This window comes from Streptomyces sp. NPDC020489 (assembly GCF_044386545.1).
GTDB lineage: Bacteria > Actinomycetota > Actinomycetes > Streptomycetales > Streptomycetaceae > Streptomyces.
Genome location: NZ_JBIRUZ010000009.1, coordinates 1 through 18,727, shown reverse-complemented (window position 1 = coordinate 18,727; position 18,727 = coordinate 1). Strand labels below are relative to the sequence as shown.

General features: G+C 73.3%; 15 protein-coding genes, 1 rRNA gene and 1 pseudogene. 3 read left to right on the top strand and 14 right to left on the bottom strand.

Features of this window, described 5'->3' with window-relative positions:
* Positions 1–133 precede the first annotated feature (133 nt).
* A complete protein-coding gene (locus tag ACH41F_RS24095) occupies positions 134–1,630 on the bottom strand; it encodes an APC family permease (protein ID WP_398837465.1) in 1,497 nt (498 codons plus the stop codon).
* A 223-nt stretch (positions 1,631–1,853) separates the two neighbouring features.
* Between ACH41F_RS24095 and ACH41F_RS24090 the strand changes: the two genes are divergently transcribed.
* Positions 1,854–3,482, top strand: a complete 1,629-nt coding sequence (locus tag ACH41F_RS24090; RefSeq protein WP_391240653.1) for a PucR family transcriptional regulator ligand-binding domain-containing protein — start codon at positions 1,854–1,856, stop codon at positions 3,480–3,482.
* A gap of 727 nt (positions 3,483–4,209) precedes the next feature.
* Here ACH41F_RS24090 and ACH41F_RS24085 read toward each other — a convergent pair.
* From ACH41F_RS24085 to ACH41F_RS24060, 6 genes are all read right to left on the bottom strand, one after another.
* Complete coding sequence (locus tag ACH41F_RS24085; RefSeq protein WP_391240656.1) at positions 4,210–5,346, bottom strand: glycosyltransferase; 1,137 nt, start codon at positions 5,344–5,346, stop codon at positions 4,210–4,212.
* A gap of 223 nt (positions 5,347–5,569) precedes the next feature.
* Positions 5,570–6,418, bottom strand: a complete 849-nt coding sequence (locus tag ACH41F_RS24080) for a hypothetical protein (RefSeq protein WP_398837463.1) — start codon at positions 6,416–6,418, stop codon at positions 5,570–5,572.
* 202 nt (positions 6,419–6,620) lie between these two features.
* Positions 6,621–8,339 carry a DNA repair protein RecN gene (gene recN / locus ACH41F_RS24075; RefSeq protein ID WP_391240710.1) on the bottom strand — a complete coding sequence of 573 codons (1,719 nt, stop codon included), beginning with the start codon at positions 8,337–8,339 and terminating at the stop codon, positions 6,621–6,623.
* Between the two features lie 143 nt (positions 8,340–8,482).
* Positions 8,483–9,388, bottom strand: a complete 906-nt coding sequence (locus tag ACH41F_RS24070; RefSeq protein ID WP_391240663.1) for an NAD kinase — start codon at positions 9,386–9,388, stop codon at positions 8,483–8,485.
* Complete coding sequence (locus ACH41F_RS24065; protein WP_391240666.1) at positions 9,385–10,200, bottom strand: TlyA family rRNA (cytidine-2'-O)-methyltransferase; 816 nt, start codon at positions 10,198–10,200, stop codon at positions 9,385–9,387. Before ACH41F_RS24065 ends, ACH41F_RS24070 begins: the two co-directional genes overlap by 4 nt.
* Positions 10,201–10,207: 7 nt before the next feature.
* Positions 10,208–10,489 carry a hypothetical protein gene (locus ACH41F_RS24060; RefSeq protein WP_398837461.1) on the bottom strand — a complete coding sequence of 94 codons (282 nt, stop codon included), beginning with the start codon at positions 10,487–10,489 and terminating at the stop codon, positions 10,208–10,210.
* A 42-nt stretch (positions 10,490–10,531) separates the two neighbouring features.
* Here ACH41F_RS24060 and ACH41F_RS24055 point away from each other — a divergent pair, with 42 nt between their 5' ends.
* Positions 10,532–10,879, top strand: a complete 348-nt coding sequence (locus tag ACH41F_RS24055) for an SCP2 sterol-binding domain-containing protein (RefSeq protein ID WP_398837460.1) — start codon at positions 10,532–10,534, stop codon at positions 10,877–10,879.
* 1 nt (position 10,880) lies between these two features.
* Here ACH41F_RS24055 and ACH41F_RS24050 read toward each other — a convergent pair whose 3' ends face one another.
* The 4 genes from ACH41F_RS24050 to ACH41F_RS24035 form a co-directional block, all read right to left on the bottom strand.
* On the bottom strand, positions 10,881–11,774 hold the full coding sequence (locus tag ACH41F_RS24050; RefSeq protein WP_398837458.1) for an ABC transporter ATP-binding protein: 894 nt from the start codon (positions 11,772–11,774) through the stop codon (positions 10,881–10,883).
* Positions 11,771–12,808: an iron chelate uptake ABC transporter family permease subunit gene (locus tag ACH41F_RS24045; protein ID WP_391240678.1), complete on the bottom strand. Its 1,038-nt coding sequence runs from the start codon at positions 12,806–12,808 to the stop codon at positions 11,771–11,773. The genes ACH41F_RS24050 and ACH41F_RS24045 overlap by 4 nt, the downstream gene beginning before the upstream one ends.
* Positions 12,805–13,848, bottom strand: a complete 1,044-nt coding sequence (locus tag ACH41F_RS24040) for a FecCD family ABC transporter permease (RefSeq protein ID WP_398837457.1) — start codon at positions 13,846–13,848, stop codon at positions 12,805–12,807. Before ACH41F_RS24040 ends, ACH41F_RS24045 begins: the two co-directional genes overlap by 4 nt.
* A gap of 77 nt (positions 13,849–13,925) precedes the next feature.
* Positions 13,926–14,954 (bottom strand): HAD hydrolase-like protein, encoded by a 1,029-nt coding sequence (locus tag ACH41F_RS24035; RefSeq protein ID WP_398837455.1) that lies wholly within the window; start codon positions 14,952–14,954, stop codon positions 13,926–13,928.
* A 72-nt stretch (positions 14,955–15,026) separates the two neighbouring features.
* On the opposite strand from ACH41F_RS24035, the gene ACH41F_RS24030 reads away from it, so the two are divergent.
* Positions 15,027–16,319, top strand: a complete 1,293-nt coding sequence (locus tag ACH41F_RS24030) for a DUF1015 family protein (protein WP_398837454.1) — start codon at positions 15,027–15,029, stop codon at positions 16,317–16,319.
* A 62-nt stretch (positions 16,320–16,381) separates the two neighbouring features.
* Here the strand turns inward: ACH41F_RS24030 and ACH41F_RS24025 are convergent, their stop codons facing one another.
* From ACH41F_RS24025 to rrf, 3 genes and pseudogenes are all read right to left on the bottom strand, one after another.
* Positions 16,382–17,161: a hypothetical protein gene (locus ACH41F_RS24025; RefSeq protein ID WP_398837705.1), complete on the bottom strand. Its 780-nt coding sequence runs from the start codon at positions 17,159–17,161 to the stop codon at positions 16,382–16,384.
* A gap of 15 nt (positions 17,162–17,176) precedes the next feature.
* Positions 17,177–18,529 (bottom strand): annotated as a pseudogene (locus ACH41F_RS24020) (hypothetical protein); the annotation flags it as partial.
* A gap of 93 nt (positions 18,530–18,622) precedes the next feature.
* Positions 18,623–18,727: ribosomal RNA gene (rrf, locus tag ACH41F_RS24015) — 5S ribosomal RNA — on the bottom strand; the annotation flags it as partial.

Here is an 18,727-nt window from a genome sequence, read left to right as displayed (position 1 = left end):
CCGCGTCCGCCCGGGCGGGCGCGGCCCTCGGCATCCGGGTTACGACGCCTGGTGCGTGACGTGGGTACGCCGGGTGCGCGCGGGCGCTCCCGGCCCTCACGCACCGGCGACCATTTCCTCCCCGCGGCGCTTCTCAGACGTGGACGGGGGCTTCCTCGGGGCGTTCGGCGGCGTCCTCCAGGACGATCCGGCCGATGATGGCGTACCGCTCCGGCTTCCTGGCCTTGAGGTAGAAGCCGAGGCCGAGGCCGCCGAAGAACACCAGGCCGACGATCCACGGGATGGCCCGGAAGAAGAGCGAGTCGGCCGCCGTGCCGGCCGCGGTGTCCAGGTTGGTCACCAGCAGGCCCACCACCGCGATCATGCCGAGGCCGCCGAGGAGCGGGGCGGTGAAGGTGCGGAACCAGTGGCGGTCCTCGGGGTGGTTCTTGCGGAAGTAGCCGATGACGGCGAAGGAGCACAGGGTCTGCACGATCAGGATCGCCATCGTGCCGAGGATCGCGAGCAGCGTGTACAGGTGCAGGAAGGGGTCCTGGCCGGTCAGCCAGAAGGCCGCCACGAGCGCGACCGCGATGACCGACTGGACGAAGGACGCGATGTGCGGGGAGCCGTGCCGGGCGTGCGTACGGCCGAGGGCCGGGTGCAGGAAGCCCTCGCGGCCGATGGCGTACAGATAGCGGGCCGCGCACTGGTGGAAGGCCATACCGCAGGCGAACGAGCCGGTGATGAGCAGCCACTGGAAGGTGTCGACGGCCCAGGCGCCGATGAAGGAGTGCGCGGGGTCGAAGAACAGGTCGAGGGGGTTCGCCGAGGCGGAGACCTTCACCGATTCCGCGAGCCCGTTGCCGGCGATGGTCATCCAGGAGACGTAGATGTAGAAGACGCCGACGCCGACGACCGAGATCAGGGTGGCGCGCGGGATGACCCGCTTGGGGTCGCGGGACTCCTCTCCGTACATCGCGGTCGACTCGAAGCCGACCCACGACCAGAAGGCGAAGAAGAGGCCGAGGCCGGCGGAGGTGCCGGTGAACGCGTTCTTCGGGTTGACCGGCTCCAGCGGGATGCCGTCGGGGCCGCCGCCCTGCACGAGGACGGCGGTGGCGACCGCGAAGAGGACGGCGATCTCGGCGATCAGCATCACGCCGAGGGCCTTCGCGGTCAGGTTGATGTCGAAGAACGCCAGCACCGCGGTGACCAGCAGCATGCCGGCGGCGTAGACGATCCAGGGCAGGTCGACGCCCAACTGGTCATGGACCGTGGTCTGCGCGAAGTAGGAGAAGACGCCGACGATGGACGCCTCGAAGACGATGTACGCCAGCACCGCGAGCATCCCCGAGGCCATGCCCGCGATCCGGCCCAGGCCGTGCGAGATGTACCCGTAGAAGGCGCCGGCGGCGGTGATCCGCCGGGCCATGGCGACGTATCCGACGGAGAACACCGTCAGGACCAGTGTCGCGAACAGGTAGCCGGCGGGCGCGCCCGTGCCGTTGCCGAAACCGACCGCGATCGGCAGGTTGCCGGTCATCGCGGTGATCGGCGCGGCCGTCGCGACCGCCATGAACACCACACCGACCAGGCCTACGGAGTTCGCCTTGAGCCGGTGTACCTCGCGTGTGGGCTTCTCTGCCATTCCCGCCCCCATTCATCGTGTGCGACAACTGAATCCGAAGGTCACACGGCGCTTCGCTTTCGGATGCGTCAGTGTGGCGGTGGGGTGACACACGCCACAAGCGACACGCGGTCGCGCAATCCGGCCGCAGGCGCGACGCATTGTCGTGTGCACGGCTCGGGTGATCGTTCCCGTAATCCCTCGGAGATGTCCCGGAAGCATGCGCGCGGGTAGCGTCCGGCTCATGGACAGCACATTCGACAGCCAGGGCGCCGGCATCACCGTTCAGCGGGCGCTGGAGCTGCCCGGCCTGCGCAGCGGCCTCCCCGAGATCCTCGCGGGCGCCGACCGGCTGCACCGGCCCGTGCGCTGGGTGCACGCGGGCGAGGTGCCCAACATCGCCTCCCTACTCAAGGGCGGCGAGCTGCTGCTGACCACCGGCTACGGCCTCGGCACCCGTCCGGCCGAACAGCGGGCGTTCGTCCGTACCCTCGCCGAGCGCGGCATCGCGGCCCTGGTCGTCGAACTCGGCCCGCGCTTCACCCGCCTCCCGGCGGCCCTGGTCGACACGGCCCGCGCGGCCGGGCTGCCGCTGGTCCAACTGCACCGCGAGGTGCCGTTCGTGACGGTGACGGAGGAGATCCACACCGAGATCGTCAACGGCCACTACGCCCTGGTGCAGCGAGCCGAGGAGGTGCATCGCCGCTGTACGGAGGCCCTGTTGGGCGGCGGCGGGGTGCCCCAGGTACTGGGCATCCTGGCCGACTTCAGCGACAACCCGCTCTTCCTGGAGACGACCGACGGCCAGCTGCTGTACGCCGCCGGCGCGGGCCCCGAGGGCGCCGACCCGCTCCAGGTCTGGGAGGGGCTGCGCGCCCAGCACAAGGACACCCCGCCGGCCGGCTCGGTCCTGGTGGACGTGCCCGGCGGCGGCCCCGGCGCGGGCTCGGTCCGGGCCCGCCTGGTCCTGCTCCCGGTGCGCGCTCCCCTGGTCCCGGTGCATCGCATGGCGGCCGAGCGGGCGGCGGGCATCCTCGCCGTGGTGCTGATGCAGGCACGCCAGGAGGAGGAGCTGGCCGCGCGGGGCCGCGGCGACTTCCTCACCGACCTCGCCGAGGGCCGGATCACCGCGGAGGACGCGCCCGCGCAGGCGCGCGTGCTGGGCTTCAAGCCGGGCAGCAGCCCGCTGCTGCCGGTGGTCATGCGCCTCGGCGACACCCTGTCCCCCGGCGGCGGCTGGGCGGTGCTGGCCCGGGCGGTGTCGGAGGAGCTGGCCGCGGTGGGGGTGCCGGTGCTCCTCGGCGTACGGCCGGTCGAGGGCCGCGTCCTGGTGCTGCTGGGGCTGCGCTCGGAGTCGGAGCGGGCGGCGGTCGCGGACCGGGTCGCGGCGGCACTGCGGGCCGGGGTGGAGCGCGCCGGGATGCAACGGCCGGGGGCCCAGGCGCCCGTGGTCGTGGTCGGCGTGGCGGGCGGCTGGGCGGCGGCTTCGGCGGGGCTGCGGCACGCGGCGGAGACGGCGACGGCGGCCCAGGGGCTGTCGGACCGGCCCTGGTACGACGCCCGGCGCCTCGACATCGACCTGCTGCTGTGGCGGTTGCGCGACCATCCGGACCTGGCGGCGTTCGTGGACCGCGCGATCGGCCCGGTCCGCGACCATGACACCCGCTCCAAGCCGCCGCTGCTGCCCACCCTGGAGACCTACCTGGCACACGCCGGCCGCAAGGCGGAGACCGCACGCGAACTCCACCTCAACCGCCAGACGCTCTACAACCGCCTCGCCCGCATCGGCGAGTTGCTGGGCACTGACCTCGACGACCCACAGACAGTCCTGGCACTGAGCCTGGCCTTGCGGGCCCGACGACACGTGGCTTAGCGACGGGTTGCGCGCATCGACAGCGGGGTGCAGCTGCCTTGGCAGTGGGGCGCGGGAGTTGGCCCGGGAGGCTTGGCGCTGAGGGCCCGGCGGCACGTGGCATAGCGACGGATCGCGCGCGTTGACCCCGGGGGGGCACCTGCCTTGGCAGTGGGGCGCGGGCGTTGACTCGGGGGGCTTGGCGCTGGGGGCCCGGCGACACGTGACTCAGCCACAGGGCGCACGCGTCGACAGCGGGGCGCAGCTGCCTTGCCCCCGGGGCGCGGGAGTTGGCCCGGGAGGCTTGGCGCTGCGGGCCCGGCGGCACGTGGCCCAGACGCGGGGCGCGCGCGTTGCCTCCGGGGCGCAGCTGCCTTGCCCGCGGGGCGCGGGCGTTGACTCGGGGGGCTTGGCGCCACGGGACCGGCGACACGTGACCCAGACGCGGGGCGCACGCGTCGACAGCGGGGCGCACCTGCCTTGCCCCCGGGGCGCGGGAGTTGGCCCGGGAGGCTTGGCGCCACGGGACCGCCGCCACGTGGCCCAGCCTCAGGGCGCGCGCGTTGCCCGCGGGGCGCACCTGCCTCGGCCGCGGAGCGCACGCGCGCTGACCGCAGGGCTCGGCGCCACAGGCCCGCCGACACCTGGCCCAGCCGCGCGGCAGCGCATGTTGGCCCGGGTGGTACCTGGCGCCCAGCCGCGGCTCGCACGCGTGTGGACCCCGGACCGCACCCGCCTCGGCCGTAGGTCAGGGGAGCGGTCGGGGCTGGGTCAACTCGTCGTAGACGCTGAGGACTTGGGCGACGGTCTCGTCCTCGGTCGGCCAGGTCGCCGCCTGCCTTACGCCCCGCTCGCGCAGTTCTTCGCACCGCTCGGGATCGGCGAGCAGCCGTACGACGGTCTCGCCGAGTGCCGTCGCGTCGCCGTACGGCACGAGTTCGGCCGCGTCGCCCACCAGCTCCGGCGTGCCGCCGACGTCGGTCGCGACGAGCGGCACGCGCGCGTGGAGGGCTTCCTGGGCGAGGACGGACCGGGCCTCCCAACTGCTCGGCACGAGCGCGAGATCGGCGGCCGCGAGCAGCTCGCCGACGTCGTCGCGCCGACCGAGGAGCCGGACCGGCAGCCCTTCCTCCTCGATCCGGTGCTGCAACTGCGCGCGCAGCGGCCCCTCCCCCGCGATCACGACGAGCGGCACGGGGTCGAGGTCCCGCCATGCGCGCGAGGCGGTCAGCAGCGTGTCGTAGCCCCGGTGGCTGTCGAGGGAGCCGACCGCCATCAGCAACGGGCGGCCGGTGGCGCCGAGTTCGGCCCGCACCTTGGGCCGCAGCCGGTCGGGGTCCTCCAGCCGCACCGCGCCACGCGCCCCCGGCAGGGCGACGGCGGCGAGCCGCGCGTCCCGTGCCCCCGTGGCCCGCGCCCGGTCGACCAGCGCCGAACTGGCCCCGAGGACAACGGAGGCGGCCTTCACCACCCGCCGTTCGAGCAGCCGCACCAGATGGGCGCGCGCGCCCTCGGCGTGCGCCCGGTCGTGCCAGGTGACCACGAGCGGCGTCCGCCGACCGCTGAGCGCCAGCACCGCGCGGAACGAGGCGTGCAGCCCGTGCGCGTGCACGAGGTCGGCGTCCGCGCAGGCCGCCCGCAGCGCGGCGACGGACCCCGGGTCACTGCTGCGCGGCACGTGCACGTGTTCGGCGCCGGCCCCGCTGAAGTCGTAGGCGCGATCGGCCTCGGCGGGGGCGCACACGGTGACCCGTACGCCCCTCGCGGCGAGCCCGGAGGCCAGGGACCGCACATGCGCGCCGCTGCGGGCATTGCCGCCGCCGAGCACCTGAACGGTGCGCAGCGGCGCCTGGCCGTGCGATGCGTGGCTGCTCACGGGGGTCACGTGGCCGGGGCTCCTGGTTCGGCGTCGGGCGGTCACGAGGAAACGTACAGAAGGTTCCGAGCGGAGGGGTGGACCGCGCGCTTCCTACGCTTACTGCTGTCTGGGCCAAGGATGCCAGGACGTACGGGTGTTCCGGGAACGCCGGGGGTGTGGGGGTTCTGGGAGGAGACGGGGCGGGTCACCCACATGGGTGAGAAACGGGGCGTGCCGGGAGCGAACGGGGTCATGCGGGGCGGGTGGCGGCGAGCCCGGCGCCCGCCCCGGCTCTGGTTCCGCCCCCGAGCGGCACCGCGCGGGCGATCGCGCTCACCTGGTCCCCGTACACCGCCGCGGCGACGACCCCGGCGGCATGCGCGACCAGACCCGCCCGTCCGTTGCCCACGACCACGGCGACCCCCAGGGCCGCACCCAGCGCGTGCGCCCCCGTGTCGCCGATCATCCCGCGCTCGCCGAGGTCGTCCGGCAGCACGGCAGCGGCGGCGCCCACGACCGCGGCGGCCAACTCGCCCCCGGCCCCCTCACGCAGCACCCCCGGCACCCCGAGCCCGACGACCGAACCGGCCCCGCGCCCCGGCCGTACATCCACCAGGTTGACGAAGTGCGCGGCCCCGGCGATGACGACCCCGGCCAGCACCCGGTCGAGGAACCGCTCCTTGAGGAACGCCCCGGCGACGAGCGCGGCGGCGGAGACCCCGAACAGCTTGACCGCCCCGCTGGTGACCTCACCGTCCCGGAGAGCACCGAGGTGCGCGCGGAAGCCCCGACGGGGATCACGGACGCCGACGACGTCGTCGTACGCCCCGCAGGCACCCGCGGCGGCCACCGCGAGCCCGGCGGCCGGGTGGACACGGGTGGCGGCGAGCGCGGCGACGGTCGCCGTGGCGGGCCCGGAGTACAGCTCGACGCTGCGCCCGGCGTAGTTCTCCCGCTCCCACCGGGCGGACCCGCCGGGGGCCGCGGCGCGGAGGGCGCCGACGGCGGTACGGGTGAGGGCGGCGGCGAGGGCGAGCGAGACGGGGCGGGCGAGAAGACCGACGGTGCAGTTGCGGCGGGCAGTGGTACGGCTGATCATCCCGTCACCCTAGGCCGCCCCCTCAGACGACCGTCCCTGGGCCGCGACTGGGGCCGCCGCGGTAGGTCGCCCCCTCAGGCCACCACTCCCCGGCCACCGACTGAGGCCGCCACCGGGGCCGCCACCAGGGGCCGCCGCCGGGGGCCGCCGCTCAGGCCACCCCCGCCAGGCACCGCGCCCCGGGCCCCCGCCTCGACGCCCCCTACGCGTCCGCCCGAGCCGCCTCCAGCAGTTCCTCCGCGTGTGCGCGGGCCGTCTCGGAGTCCTCCTGGCCGGCGAGCATCCGGGACAACTCCCGTACCCGCTCCTCGCCTTCGAGGACCTTCACCCCGGAGCGGGTGACGGACCCGTCGTTGGTCTTCTCGACCAGCAGCTGCCGGTCGGCGAAGGCGGCCACCTGCGGCAGATGCGTGACGACCACGACCTGCGCCGACTTCGCCAGCTTCGCGAGCCGCCGCCCGATCTCGACCGCCGCCTTGCCACCGACACCGGCGTCGACCTCGTCGAAGAGGTAGGTGGGCACGGGGTCGGTCCCCGCGAACACCACCTCGACAGCCAGCATCACGCGCGAGAGCTCACCACCGGAGGCCCCCTTGGCGATGGGCCGCGGCGGGGCGCCAGGGTGGGGGGCGAGCAGCAGTTCGACCTCGTCGACCCCGGACGGCCCGTACGCCACGGTCCGGCCGCCGACCTCGACGCCCTCCGCGTCCTCGCTCTGCCGGATGTCGAAGGACACGCGCGCGTGCGGCATCGCGAGCGAGGCCAACTCGGCGGTGACCGCGGCGGCGAACCGCGAGGCGGCCTCCGCGCGGGCGTCGGTCAACGCCTGCGCCAGCCCGCCCAGTTCGGTCCGCAGTGCGTCCCGTTCGGCGGTCAGCTCGTCGATCCGTTCGTCGTCGCCGTCCAGCTCGGTCAGCCGCGCGGCCCCCTGCTCGGCCCAGGCCAGCACGGCGGCGACGTCCTCGCCGTACTTCCGGGTGAGCGCGGTCAGTGCCGCCCGGCGCTCCTCGACGGCCGCCAGCCGCAAGGGGTCCGCGTCGAGATCGTCGGCGTAGCCCGCCAGCTCCCCCGCCACATCGCCCAGCAGGATCCCGATCTCCCCGATCCGGTCGGCGAGCGCGGCCAGCGCCGGGTCGTGCGCCCGTACGGCGTCCAGGGCCCGCTGCGCGCCCGCGACGAGCGTGGCGGCGTCGATGCCCTCCGGGTCCTCGGGGTTGCCGGCGAGGGCCGCGTGTCCGGCCGTGGCGGCGGAGGACAGCGCTTCCGCGTGCCCGAGCCGCTCGGCCTCCTCCGCGAGCTCGACGTCCTCGCCCGGGCGCGGATCGACGCCGGCGATCTCGTCGAGGCCGTAGCGCAGCATGTCGGCCTCCTGGGCCCGTTCACGCGCGCGTGTGGTGATCTCGTCGAGCTCGGCGGAGACGGCCCGCAGCCGCCGGTAGGCCTCGGTGTACTTGGCCAGCGGCACGGCGACGGCGTCCCCGGCGTACCGGTCGAGCGCCTGCCGCTGCCGGGACAGCTTCAGCAGGCCCTGCTGGTCGGTCTGGCCGTGCACGGCCACCAGCTCGTCGGCCAGTTCGGCGAGCAGCCCGACCGGCACACTGCGCCCGCCCAGATGCGCCCGGGACCGCCCCTCGGCCGAAACGGTACGGCTGATGAGCAGCGCCCCGTCGTCGAGCTCGGCCCCGGCCTCCTCGGCCCGCACGATCGCCGAGGCGCCCGCGGGGACGCTGATCCGCCCCTCCACGACCGCCTTCTCGGCCCCGATCCGCACGAGCGCCGCGTCCGCCCGCCCACCGAGCAGCAGCCCCAGGCTGGTGACCACCATGGTCTTGCCCGCGCCCGTCTCACCCGTGACAGCGGTGAACCCGGGCGACAGCTCGACGACGGCGTCATCGATGACTCCGAGGGACCGTATCCGCATCTCTTCCAGCACGGTGAAGACCTTACGAGGTAGGGCGGGACAAGTGCGAGGCACCCTGTCACCCGGGCGAGGGAAGCAGCCCGAAGGGGCGCCGGCGACCACGATCCACCCGTACCCGTCGGCGCACCTCGAACACCCGAGCCCTAGTGCGGCGCCCCTCGCCACCCGGACACCGGCAGCGCGAACTTCGCCACCAGCCGGTCGGTGAAGGACGCGTGATGCAGCCGGGCCAGCCGCACCGGCACGGCCCCCCGCCGCACCTCGACCCTCGCCCCGGCGGGCAGCTCCACGGTCCGCCGTCCGTCACACCACAGCACCCCCGGCGGAATGTGCGGCAGGACCTCCACGGCGAGCACCGAGTCCGGCGAGGTCACCAGCGGCTTCGCGAACAGCGCGTGCGCGGAGATCGGCACCATCAGCAGCGCCTCGACCTCGGGCCACACCACGGGCCCACCGGCGGAGAAGGCATAGGCGGTGGACCCGGTCGGCGTGGACAGCACGATGCCGTCGCAGCCGAACCCGGTGACCGGCCGCCCGTCGATCTCCAGCACCACTTCCAGCAGCTTCTCCGCGCCGGCCTTCTGCACCGCCGCCTCGTTCAGCGCCCAGTCGGTGTGCACGATGTCGCCGTTGCTGTGGACCACCACGTCAACGGTCATGCGCTCCTCGACCTCGTACGACTTGGTCACGACCCGGTCGACGACCTTGTCGAGGTCGTCCCGCTCGGCCTCGGCGAGGAATCCGACGCGTCCGAGGTTGACGCCCAGCATCGGCACCCCGGAGGCCCGGGCGAACTCGGCGCCGCGCAGCAGCGTCCCGTCCCCGCCGAGCACGATCAGCAGCTCGCACCCGTCCAGGCACTGCGGAGTCGCCTCCTTGACCAGCTGCACCTCCTCCGGCAGCGGCAGATCGGCGGCCTCGTACGCCAGCACCCGCACGCCGATGCCCTCACGCAGCAGCCCCTTCACGACCAGCTCGGCACTGCGGATGGCCGCAGGCCGACCGGTGTGGGCGAGCAGGAAAACAGTACGAGCTCGGTTCTGTGTCAACGAGGCCCCTCCGCCACCGCACGGTCAACGTCGGCCGGGTCCAGGGCGGGCGCCCCGGCACGCAGCCACAGGAAGTATTCGACATTGCCCGAGGGCCCGGGCAGCGGACTTGCCGTGACCCCGTTCACCCCGAGCCCCAGTTCCGCCGCCTTCTCGGCCACACCGCGCACGGCTTCCGCCCGCAGCTGCGGGCTGCGTACGACACCCCCGCTGCCCAGCCGTTCCTTCCCCACCTCGAACTGCGGCTTCACCATCATCACCAGGTCGGCGTCCGGCTTCACGCACCGCACCAGGGCGGGCAGCACCAGCCCGAGCGGAATGAAGGACAGATCCCCCACTACAAGATCCACGGGCTCCCCATCGATCGCTTCAAGCGTCAACTCGCGTACGTTCGTACGGTCCTTGACGGTGACGCGTTCATCGCTCTGGAGAGTCCACGCGAGTTGCCCGTACCCGACGTCGACGGCGACCACGTGCGCGGCCCCCGACCGCAGCAGGACATCCGTGAACCCACCGGTCGACGCGCCCGCGTCCAGCGCCCGCCGCCCCTCGACGACCAGTCCCCGCGGCACGAACGCGGCCAGCGCGCCGGCGAGCTTGTGGCCGCCCCGCGAGACGTAGTCGGGGTCACCGTCGTCGTCCGAGACGACGATCGCCGCCGCGGTCTCCACCTGGGTGGCGGGCTTGGTCGCGACGGTCTTGCCGACGGTGACCCGGCCGGCGGCGATCAGCTGGCTGGCATGCTCGCGCGAGCGCGCCAGCTTCCGACGGACCAGCTCGGCGTCGAGACGGCGGCGTGCCACTCCTGCCACGTTCGGTTCAGCTCCTAGAGGCGTACATCGAGGGGGGCGCCGGAGGTCCCGGGCGGGCGTCGAGCGCGGTGAGCGCGTCACGCAGCCCCCGGTGTACATCCTCGTACACCTCGACGTGTCCGTCGGTGGCGAGGTGGTCGGCATCGCCGAGCCGGTCCAGCTGGGCGTCGACCTCGGCGTTCCCGGTGGGGGTGCGGGGCACGTCCAGCGGGGCGGGGGCGGCGGGGTCGTACTCGGGTTCGACCGCGGTGTCCGCCGGGGTCCCGGTCTCCGGCACTGTCTCGCTCATGCCCCGACGCTACCCCGAACGGCCGGTGTACCGTCGCTCGCGATGGCCACGATCGAAGAGTGCCGTGCCGCACTCGAGAAGCTCTCGCACACCATGCAGCGCGCGGAAGGGGACGCCGCCACCGCGGCCGCCCTGGACCGCTCGGTCAGCTGCCGGATCACCGACCTCGACATCACCTTCGTGGGCCGGATGACGGGCGGCCGGATCGTCGTCCAGGACACCGTCCAGGGCTCGGTGAAGGACAAGGCCCAGGTCCGGCTGACCATGACGAGCGACGACCTGGTGGCCCTGGTCGCCGGAGAGCTGAACTTCGCCAAGGCCTGGGGCTCGGGCCGGGTGAAGCTGGAGGCCGGTCTGCGCGACCTCTTCCACCTCAGGAAACTCCTGTAGCTCAGGAGGCTTCCCCGGCCGCCCCCACCCGCGCCTCCTCACGCGCGCGTGCCTTGCGCGCCGCCGGCACCACCAGCGGCGTGCCCGTCTCGGGGTCGTCGATGACCTGGCAGCGCAGTCCGAAGACCTCCTCGACCAGCTCGGCCGTGACGATGTCGTTCGGCGTGCCCTCCGCGATCACGCTGCCGCCCTTGAGGGCGATCAGGTGCGTGGCGTACCGGGCCGCGTGGTTGAGGTCGTGCAGCACGGCGACCAGCGTGCGCCCCTGCTCCTCGTGCAGTTCGGCGCACAGGTCGAGGACGTCGATCTGGTGCTGGATGTCGAGGTAGGTGGTCGGCTCGTCGAGCAGCAGCAGCGGCGTCTGCTGGGCCAGCGCCATCGCGATCCACACGCGCTGGCGCTGACCGCCGGACAGCTCATCGACGTAGCGGTCCGCGAGTTCGGCGACACCGGTCTGGGCCATCGACTCCTGGACGATCCGCTCGTCCTCGGTCGACCACTGGCGCAGGATCCCCTGGTGCGGGTAGCGGCCGCGGCCCACCAGGTCGGCGACGGTGATCCCGTCGGGCGCGATGGACGACTGCGGCAGCAGACCCAGCGTCCGCGCGACCTTCTTCGCGGGCATCGACTGGATGACCTGCCCGTCGAGCAGGACCCGCCCCTGGTTCGGCCTCAGCATCCGCGACAGCGCCCGCAGCAGCGTGGACTTGCCGCACGCGTTCGGGCCGACGATCACCGTGAAGGAGTTGTCGGGGATCTCCACCGACAGCTGCTCGGCGATGACGCGCTGGTCGTAGGCGAGGGTGACGTTCTCGGCGGAGAGGCGGTTCACGGTGCTCCTTGGGATGTTCTCGTTCTGCGAACCGCGCGGGTCCTGAGGGGTGCGGGCACTCATATCCGGCCCGCCTTCCGTTCGGTGACCAGCAGCCACAGCAGATAGACCCCGCCGAGCACACCGGTGACCACGCCCACCGGCATCTGGTCGGCGCCGAAGACCTTCTGCGAGACCCAGTCGGCGCCGACCAGCAGGGCCGCGCCCATGCACAGCGAGGGCAGCAGGTTGGGGCCGGGCGAGCGGGTCAGCCGCCGGGCGAGCTGCGGCGCGGTGAGCGCCACGAAGCTGACCGGACCGGCGGCGGCGGTCGCGGTCGCGGTGAGCAGGACGGCGGCGACCATGAGCAGCGCCCGCACCCGCTCGACCCGCACCCCGAGGGCGTGCGAGACGTCGTCGCCCATCTCCATCATCCGCAGCCCGCGCGCGTTGCAGAGGACCAGCGGGACGAGGACGGCACACAGCCCCAGCAGCGGCCACACCTGCTCCCAGTCACGGCCGGAGAGGGACCCGGTCATCCACACCATCGCGCGGGCCGCGTCGACGATGTCGGAGACGGTGAGCAGATAGCCGTTGACCGCCGTGAGGATCGCGGACACACCGATGCCGACCAGGACCAGCCGATAGCCGTGCACGCCCTGCTTCCACGCGAGCACATAGATGGAGAGCCCGGCCACCAGGCCGCCCACCAGCGCCCCGACGGTGACCTCGGCCGCGCTCCCGGAGAACAGCACGATCATCACCAGCGCCCCGGCCGTCGCCCCCTGCCCGAGGCCGAGGATGTCGGGACTGCCCAGCGGGTTGCGGGACACGGCCTGGAACAGCGCCCCGCCGAGCCCCAGCGAGGCCCCGACCAGCAGCCCGACGAGGACCCGCGGCAGCCGCAGCTCGTTGACGATGAACTCCTGGCCCGCGGTGCCGTTGCCGAGCAGCGTCCTGAGGACGTCGTCGGCGGGGATGGGGAAGTCCCCGGTCCCGATCAGCACCACGCTCGCGGCGAGCGCCACGGCCAGCAGCAGGAGTACGACGATCAGGGCCCGGACGTCGAGACGGACCGAGAGGCCCCCCGGTGTCCTGATGGCTCGGTTGGTCTTCACAGCTGCGCGGTCCTCCGCCGTCGTACGAGAAAGATGAAGACCGGGCCGCCGAGGATCGCGGTGACGATGCCGACCTGGAGCTCCGCGGGGCGGGCGACGATCCGCCCGACGACATCGGCGCCGAGCAGCAGCACGGGCGACAGGACGGTCGCGTACGGCATGATCCAGCGCAGGTCGGGCCCGGTGAAGGAGCGCACGACGTGCGGCACCATCAGGCCGACGAACACGATCGGTCCGCACGCGGCGGTCGCGGCACCGCACAGCACGGTGGCGGCGAGCATCGACAGCGCCCGGGTGCGGTTGAGGTGGGCGCCGAGCGCCTTGGCGGTGTCGTCGCCCATCTCCATGGCGTTCAGCGGCCGGGCGAGCGCGAGCGCGAGGAGCGTGCCGGCCGCGAGGAACGGCAGCACCTGGAGGATGGTCGACTCGCTCGCCGAGGACAGCGAACCCACCGTCCAGAAGCGCATCTTGCCGAGCGCGGCCTCGTTCGTGATCATCACGGCCTGGAGGTAGCCGTAGAGCGCGGCGCTGATCGCGGTGCCGGCGAGCGCGAGCCGTACCGGGGTCGCTCCGCGGCTGCCGCCGAGGAACCACACCAGCGCCCCGACCGCCGCCGCGCCGAGGAACGCGAACCAGACGTAGCCCGTCAGGCTCGTGACCCCGAAGTACGTCATGGCGGTGACGACCGCCGCGGACGCCCCCGCGTTGATGCCGAGCAGCCCGGGGTCGGCCAGCGGGTTACGGGTGAGCGCCTGCAGGACGGCTCCGGACAGCCCGAGCGCGGCCCCGGCCAGCAGGCCGAGCAGCGTCCGCCACACCCGGTCGTCGACGACGACGTCGGCGTACGTCCCCGAGTCCTCGAACAGGCCGTGCCACACCTGACCCAGGGACAGCTCTTTCGCCCCGATCGCGATACTCGCCAAGGCGACGAGCACCAGGATCGCGACGGACACGAGCAACCCAAGGGCACGTATCGCCCGACGGTTCGGGGGCGCGGGGGCGGTCTCCGCGCGCTGTTCGGGAGGACTGTCGACCAACACGCAGTTAGGTTAGCCTACCCTGCGATCAGCCACGATCCCGTCGCGTGAGTTCACGGCCGGCCCCCGCGGAGGCCGCCTCACAGACCCAGCCGCGCGAGCGCCTTCTCTCCGTCCAGCTCGCACATTCCCTCGCCGGCCGCCGTCCAGGCCGCCGCGCACAGCGCCCGCAACCCGTCCAACGCCTCCCCGTCACCGTCCAGTTCGAGCCGGTCCGCCCCGGCCCTCGCCGTCCAGCCCCCGCACCGGAACCCGCCGTCCGCCTCGGTGACCTCGGGCTGCCCGGTGAGCATGCCTCGCAAGTCGGCGTCCACGTACGTCGGTCGGTGCTGCGGGGGCGCGGCCAGCAGCTGGGCGCCGTCGGTCACGCCGGTCAGCACCAGCAGCGAGTCCACCTCGCCGTTGAACGCCCCCTCGATGTCCGTGTCCAGCCGGTCCCCGACCACCAACGGCCGCTCGGCGCCGGTCCGCAGGATCGTCTCCCGGTGCATCGGAGGCAGCGGCTTGCCCGCGACCTGCGGCTCGGCACCGGTCGCGATCCGCACGACCTCCACCGCCGCCCCGTTGCCCGGCGCGATCCCCCGCCCGCTCGGAATCGTCAGGTCGGTGTTGGACGCGAACCACGGCACCCCGCGCGCGACGGCGTACGAAGCCTCCGCGAACCGCCCCCACGGCAGATCGGGGCCCCCGAACCCCTGCACCACGGCGGCCGGATCGTCATCGGCGGACTCCACGGGCTCCAGCCCCCGCTCCCGCAACGCGACCCGCAGCCCCTCGCCGCCGATCACCAACACCCGCGCCCCCGCCGGTACTTGCTCACTGATGAGCCGGGCGACGGCCTGCGCGGAGGTGATGACGTCACCGGCCTCGGCCGGTATCCCGAGCTCGGTCAGGTGCTCGGCCACCGCATCCGGCGTCCGCAGCGCGTTGTTGGTGACGTACGCGAGATGCATCCCGCCCTTCCGAGCGGTCGCCAGCGACTCGACGGCGTGCACGATCGCGTTGCCGCCCGCGTACACCACCCCGTCGAGGTCGAGCAGCGCGGTGTCGTACGCCTCGCTCAGTACCCGGCCACTGCCCTCGGGCCTCGTCCTGACGCTCTGGCTCATTCCGCATCGCTCCTCACTCGACGGCTTTCCCCCGATCATCCCTCACGCCACCGACACACGTACGATGCCGGGATGAACAGCGCAGGTCACCCGGAAGCAACGGCGCCCCGAGGCCTGGAACTCACCCCGTTCCGCGGCCTTCGCTACGACCCCGACCGGGTCGGCAGCCTCGCGGCCGTGACATCCCCGCCGTACGACGTCGTCGTACGCCCCGACGGTGTCGTCCACCTCCAGTCCGCGGACCCGCACAACATCGTCCGGCTGATCCTGCCCCAGGCCGCCTCCCCCAACGCCCGCAACGGACAGGCGGCCGACACCCTGCGCCACTGGATCGCCGAGGGCATCCTGACCGCCGACCCCGACCCCTGCCTCTACGTCTACGAACAGCGGGCCGGCGACGGCATGCTCCAGCGCGGCGTCATCGGCACCCTGCGGCTGTCGGACCCCTCCGAGGGCGTGGTCCTGCCGCACGAGGACGTCATGCCGCACGTGATCGCCGACCGGGCGGCCCTCATGCGCGCCACCTCCGCGAACCTGGAACCCCTGCTGCTGACCTACCGTGGCAACGGCTCGGCATCCGACACCACAGCAGTCATCGAACGTACGGCCGAACAGGAGCCGCTCCTCGCCACCACCACCGAGGACGGCTACCGCCACCGCCTCTGGTCGATCACCGACCCCACCGACCTCACCGCGATCCAGTCCGACCTGTCCCGCCACCAGGCCCTCATCGCCGACGGCCACCACCGCTGGGCGACCTACCGCCGCCTCCGCGCGGAGCACCCCTCACCGAGCCCCTGGGACTACGGCCTGGTCCTCCTCGTCGACACGGCCCGCTATCCCCTCCGCGTCCGCGCCATCCACCGCCTGCTGCACGGCCTGCCGGTGGCCCAGGCCCTCGCGCCACTGGAGGGCCTGTTCCGCACACGACGCCTGGACGTCCCCCTGTCCGAGGCCCTGGACACCCTCGCCGACGCGGCCTGCGCGGGCAACGCCTTCCTCCTCGCCGGGGACGGCGCCTACCACCTCCTGGACCGCCCCGACCCGGACCTCCTCGCCCGGACGATCCCCACGGACCGCCCGGCCGCCTGGCGCACCCTGGACGCGACGGTCCTGCACGCCACCCTCCTGGACCACGTCTGGCGCGTCCCCGAGGACGACCCGGCCCGCATCGCCTACATCCACGACACCGCCGCCACGGTCCACAAGGCCGAACGCGACGGCGGTACGGCCGTCCTCATGCACCCCGTCCGCGAGGAGGTCGTCCGCGACCTGGCCCGCCAGGGCGTCACGATGCCCCGCAAGTCGACGTCGTTCGGCCCGAAGCCGGCATCGGGCCTGGTGCTGCGCGCCCTCGACCTGTGACCCGGGTACGAAAAAAGGGCGGGACCCCGTCACCGGGATCCCGCCCTCGTCACTGACGACCGTCAGTCCTTGTCGTCCTTGTCCGCTTCTTCGCCCTGATCCTCGCCCTGGCCCTCGTCCGCCTCCTCGGAGACGGTCACGACCTCGACGTCGCCCTCCTCGTCACCGAGCGCGTCGACGAACTCGACACCGTCCATCTCGGCGAGCCGGTCCGAGGCGTCCGTGCTGCCGTCCTTGTCGGACTCCACGGCCTTCGCGAACCACTCCCGGGCCTCGCCCTCCCGCCCGGCGGCCAGCAGCGCGTCGGCGTACGCGTAACGCAGTCGCGCGGTCCACGGCTGTACGGAGTTGGACGCCAGCTCGGGGCTCTGGAGCGTGACGATGGCCGCCTCCAACTGCCCCATGTCACGCCGGGCACCGGCCGCGACGAGCCGCATCTCGACCTGACCGGCCTTGTCCAGCTTGTTCACCTCGGGCGCCCCGGCCATGTCCAGCGCCTTCTCCGGCCGCCCGAGCCCACGCTCGCAGTCGGCCATGAGCGGCCATAGCTCCACGCCACCGGTCATCCGCCGCGCGGCCCGGAACTCGGCGAGCGCCTCGGAGTACTTCTGGTTCGCGTACGCCGCGAATCCGGCCGCCTCCCGTACGGCGGCGACGCGCGACGCCAGCCGCAGAGCGATCTTGGAGTAGGCGTACGCGCCCTCGGGGTCCTCGTCGATGAGCCGGGCGACCATCACCAGGTTCTTGGCGACGTCCTCGGCGAGCGTCTTGGGCAGGCTCTGGAGCTCCTGCTTGACGTCCTTGTCGATCTCGTCGCCCGTGACGTCCTCGGGGATCGGCAGCCGCTTGATCGGCTCGCGGTCCCTGTCGTCACGGAAACGGCCGTCACCGCGTCGGTCGTCACGGCGGTCGAAGCCGCCGCGGCTGTCGTCACGCCGGTCGTCGCGGCCACGGAACCCTCCGGGACGGCCACCTCGGTCGTCGCGACGGGGCCCACGGCTGCCGCCTCGGTCGTCACGGCCACGGAAGCCACCGCGGTCGCCGCCGCGGTCACCACCACGGTCACCGCGGCTGTCGTCCCGGCGGAAGGCCGGGCGGGGGCCACGGTCGTCGTCCCGACGCGGACCACTGGGACGGTCGTCGCGGCGCTCGTAGCCGCCGCCGGTGCGGTTGTCATCACGACGCTCGTAGCCGCCACTGGTGCGGTTGTCGTCGCGACGCTGGTACCCACCGCCGCCACCACCGCGGTTGTCGTCGCGCCGGAAGCCACCACGGTCCCCGCGGTCGTTGTCACGGCGGTCACCTCGGTCGTCCCGCCGGAAGCCGCGGTCGCGGTCATCGCCCCGGAAGCCGCCACGGTCGCGGTCGTCACGCCGGCCGAAGCCACCGCTGTCGCGACGCTCGTAGCCACCGCCGGTGCGGTTGTCGTCACGACGCTCGTAGCCACCGCCACGGTTGTCGTCGCGACGCTGGTACCCACCGCCGCCACCACCGCGATTGTCGTCCCGGCGGAAGCCACCACGGTCCCCGCGGTCGTTGTCACGGCGGTCATCGCTCCGGCGGTCGTCACGGCGGCCGTAGCCACCGCCGCCACCGGCGCGGTTGTCGTCCCGGCGGAAGGCCGGGCGGGGGCCACGGTCGTCGTCCCGACGCGGACCACTGGGGCGGTCGTCACGACGGAAGGCAGGTCGGTCACCGTCACGGCGGAAGCCACGGTCACGGTCGTCGCGGCGGGGTCCGGTGGGACGGTCGTCACGGCGAGGTCCGCTGGGGCGGTCGTCGCGACGGAAGGCAGGGCGCGGCCCGCGGTCCCCTTCACGCCGGTCATCGCGGCGGTCGTCGCGTCGGCCGTAGCCACCGCCACCACGGTTGTCGCCGCCACGGCTGTCACCACCGCGGTTGTCGTCCCGGCGGAAGCCACCACGGTCCCCGCGGTCGTTGTCACGGCGGTCATCGCTCCGACGGTCGTCACGGCGGCCGTAGCCACCGCCGCCGCCGGCGCGGTTGTCGTCGCGGCGAACGTAGCCGCCCCGGTCACCACCACGATCGTTGCCGCGGTCATTGCCGCGGTCGTTGTCGCGACGGAAGCCACCGCGGTCGCCACGGTCGCCGCCGCGGTATCCGCCCCGGTCACCGCGGTCGTTGCGGTCACCACTGTCCCGTCGCCGCTGGTCGCGCTCCGGTCGGTCGTCGGGAGAGTTGGTGGACATGGGTGACTCCTGTCTTCGGTACACAAGCATTGTAAAAACAAAAGGACCCCTGGTCCCAGCTGAACGCTGGGACCAGGGGTCCTTCCAAAGATTGTTCGGCGGCGTCCTACTCTCCCACAGGGTCCCCCCTGCAGTACCATCGGCGCTGTGAGGCTTAGCTTCCGGGTTCGAAATGTAACCGGGCGTTTCCCTCACGCT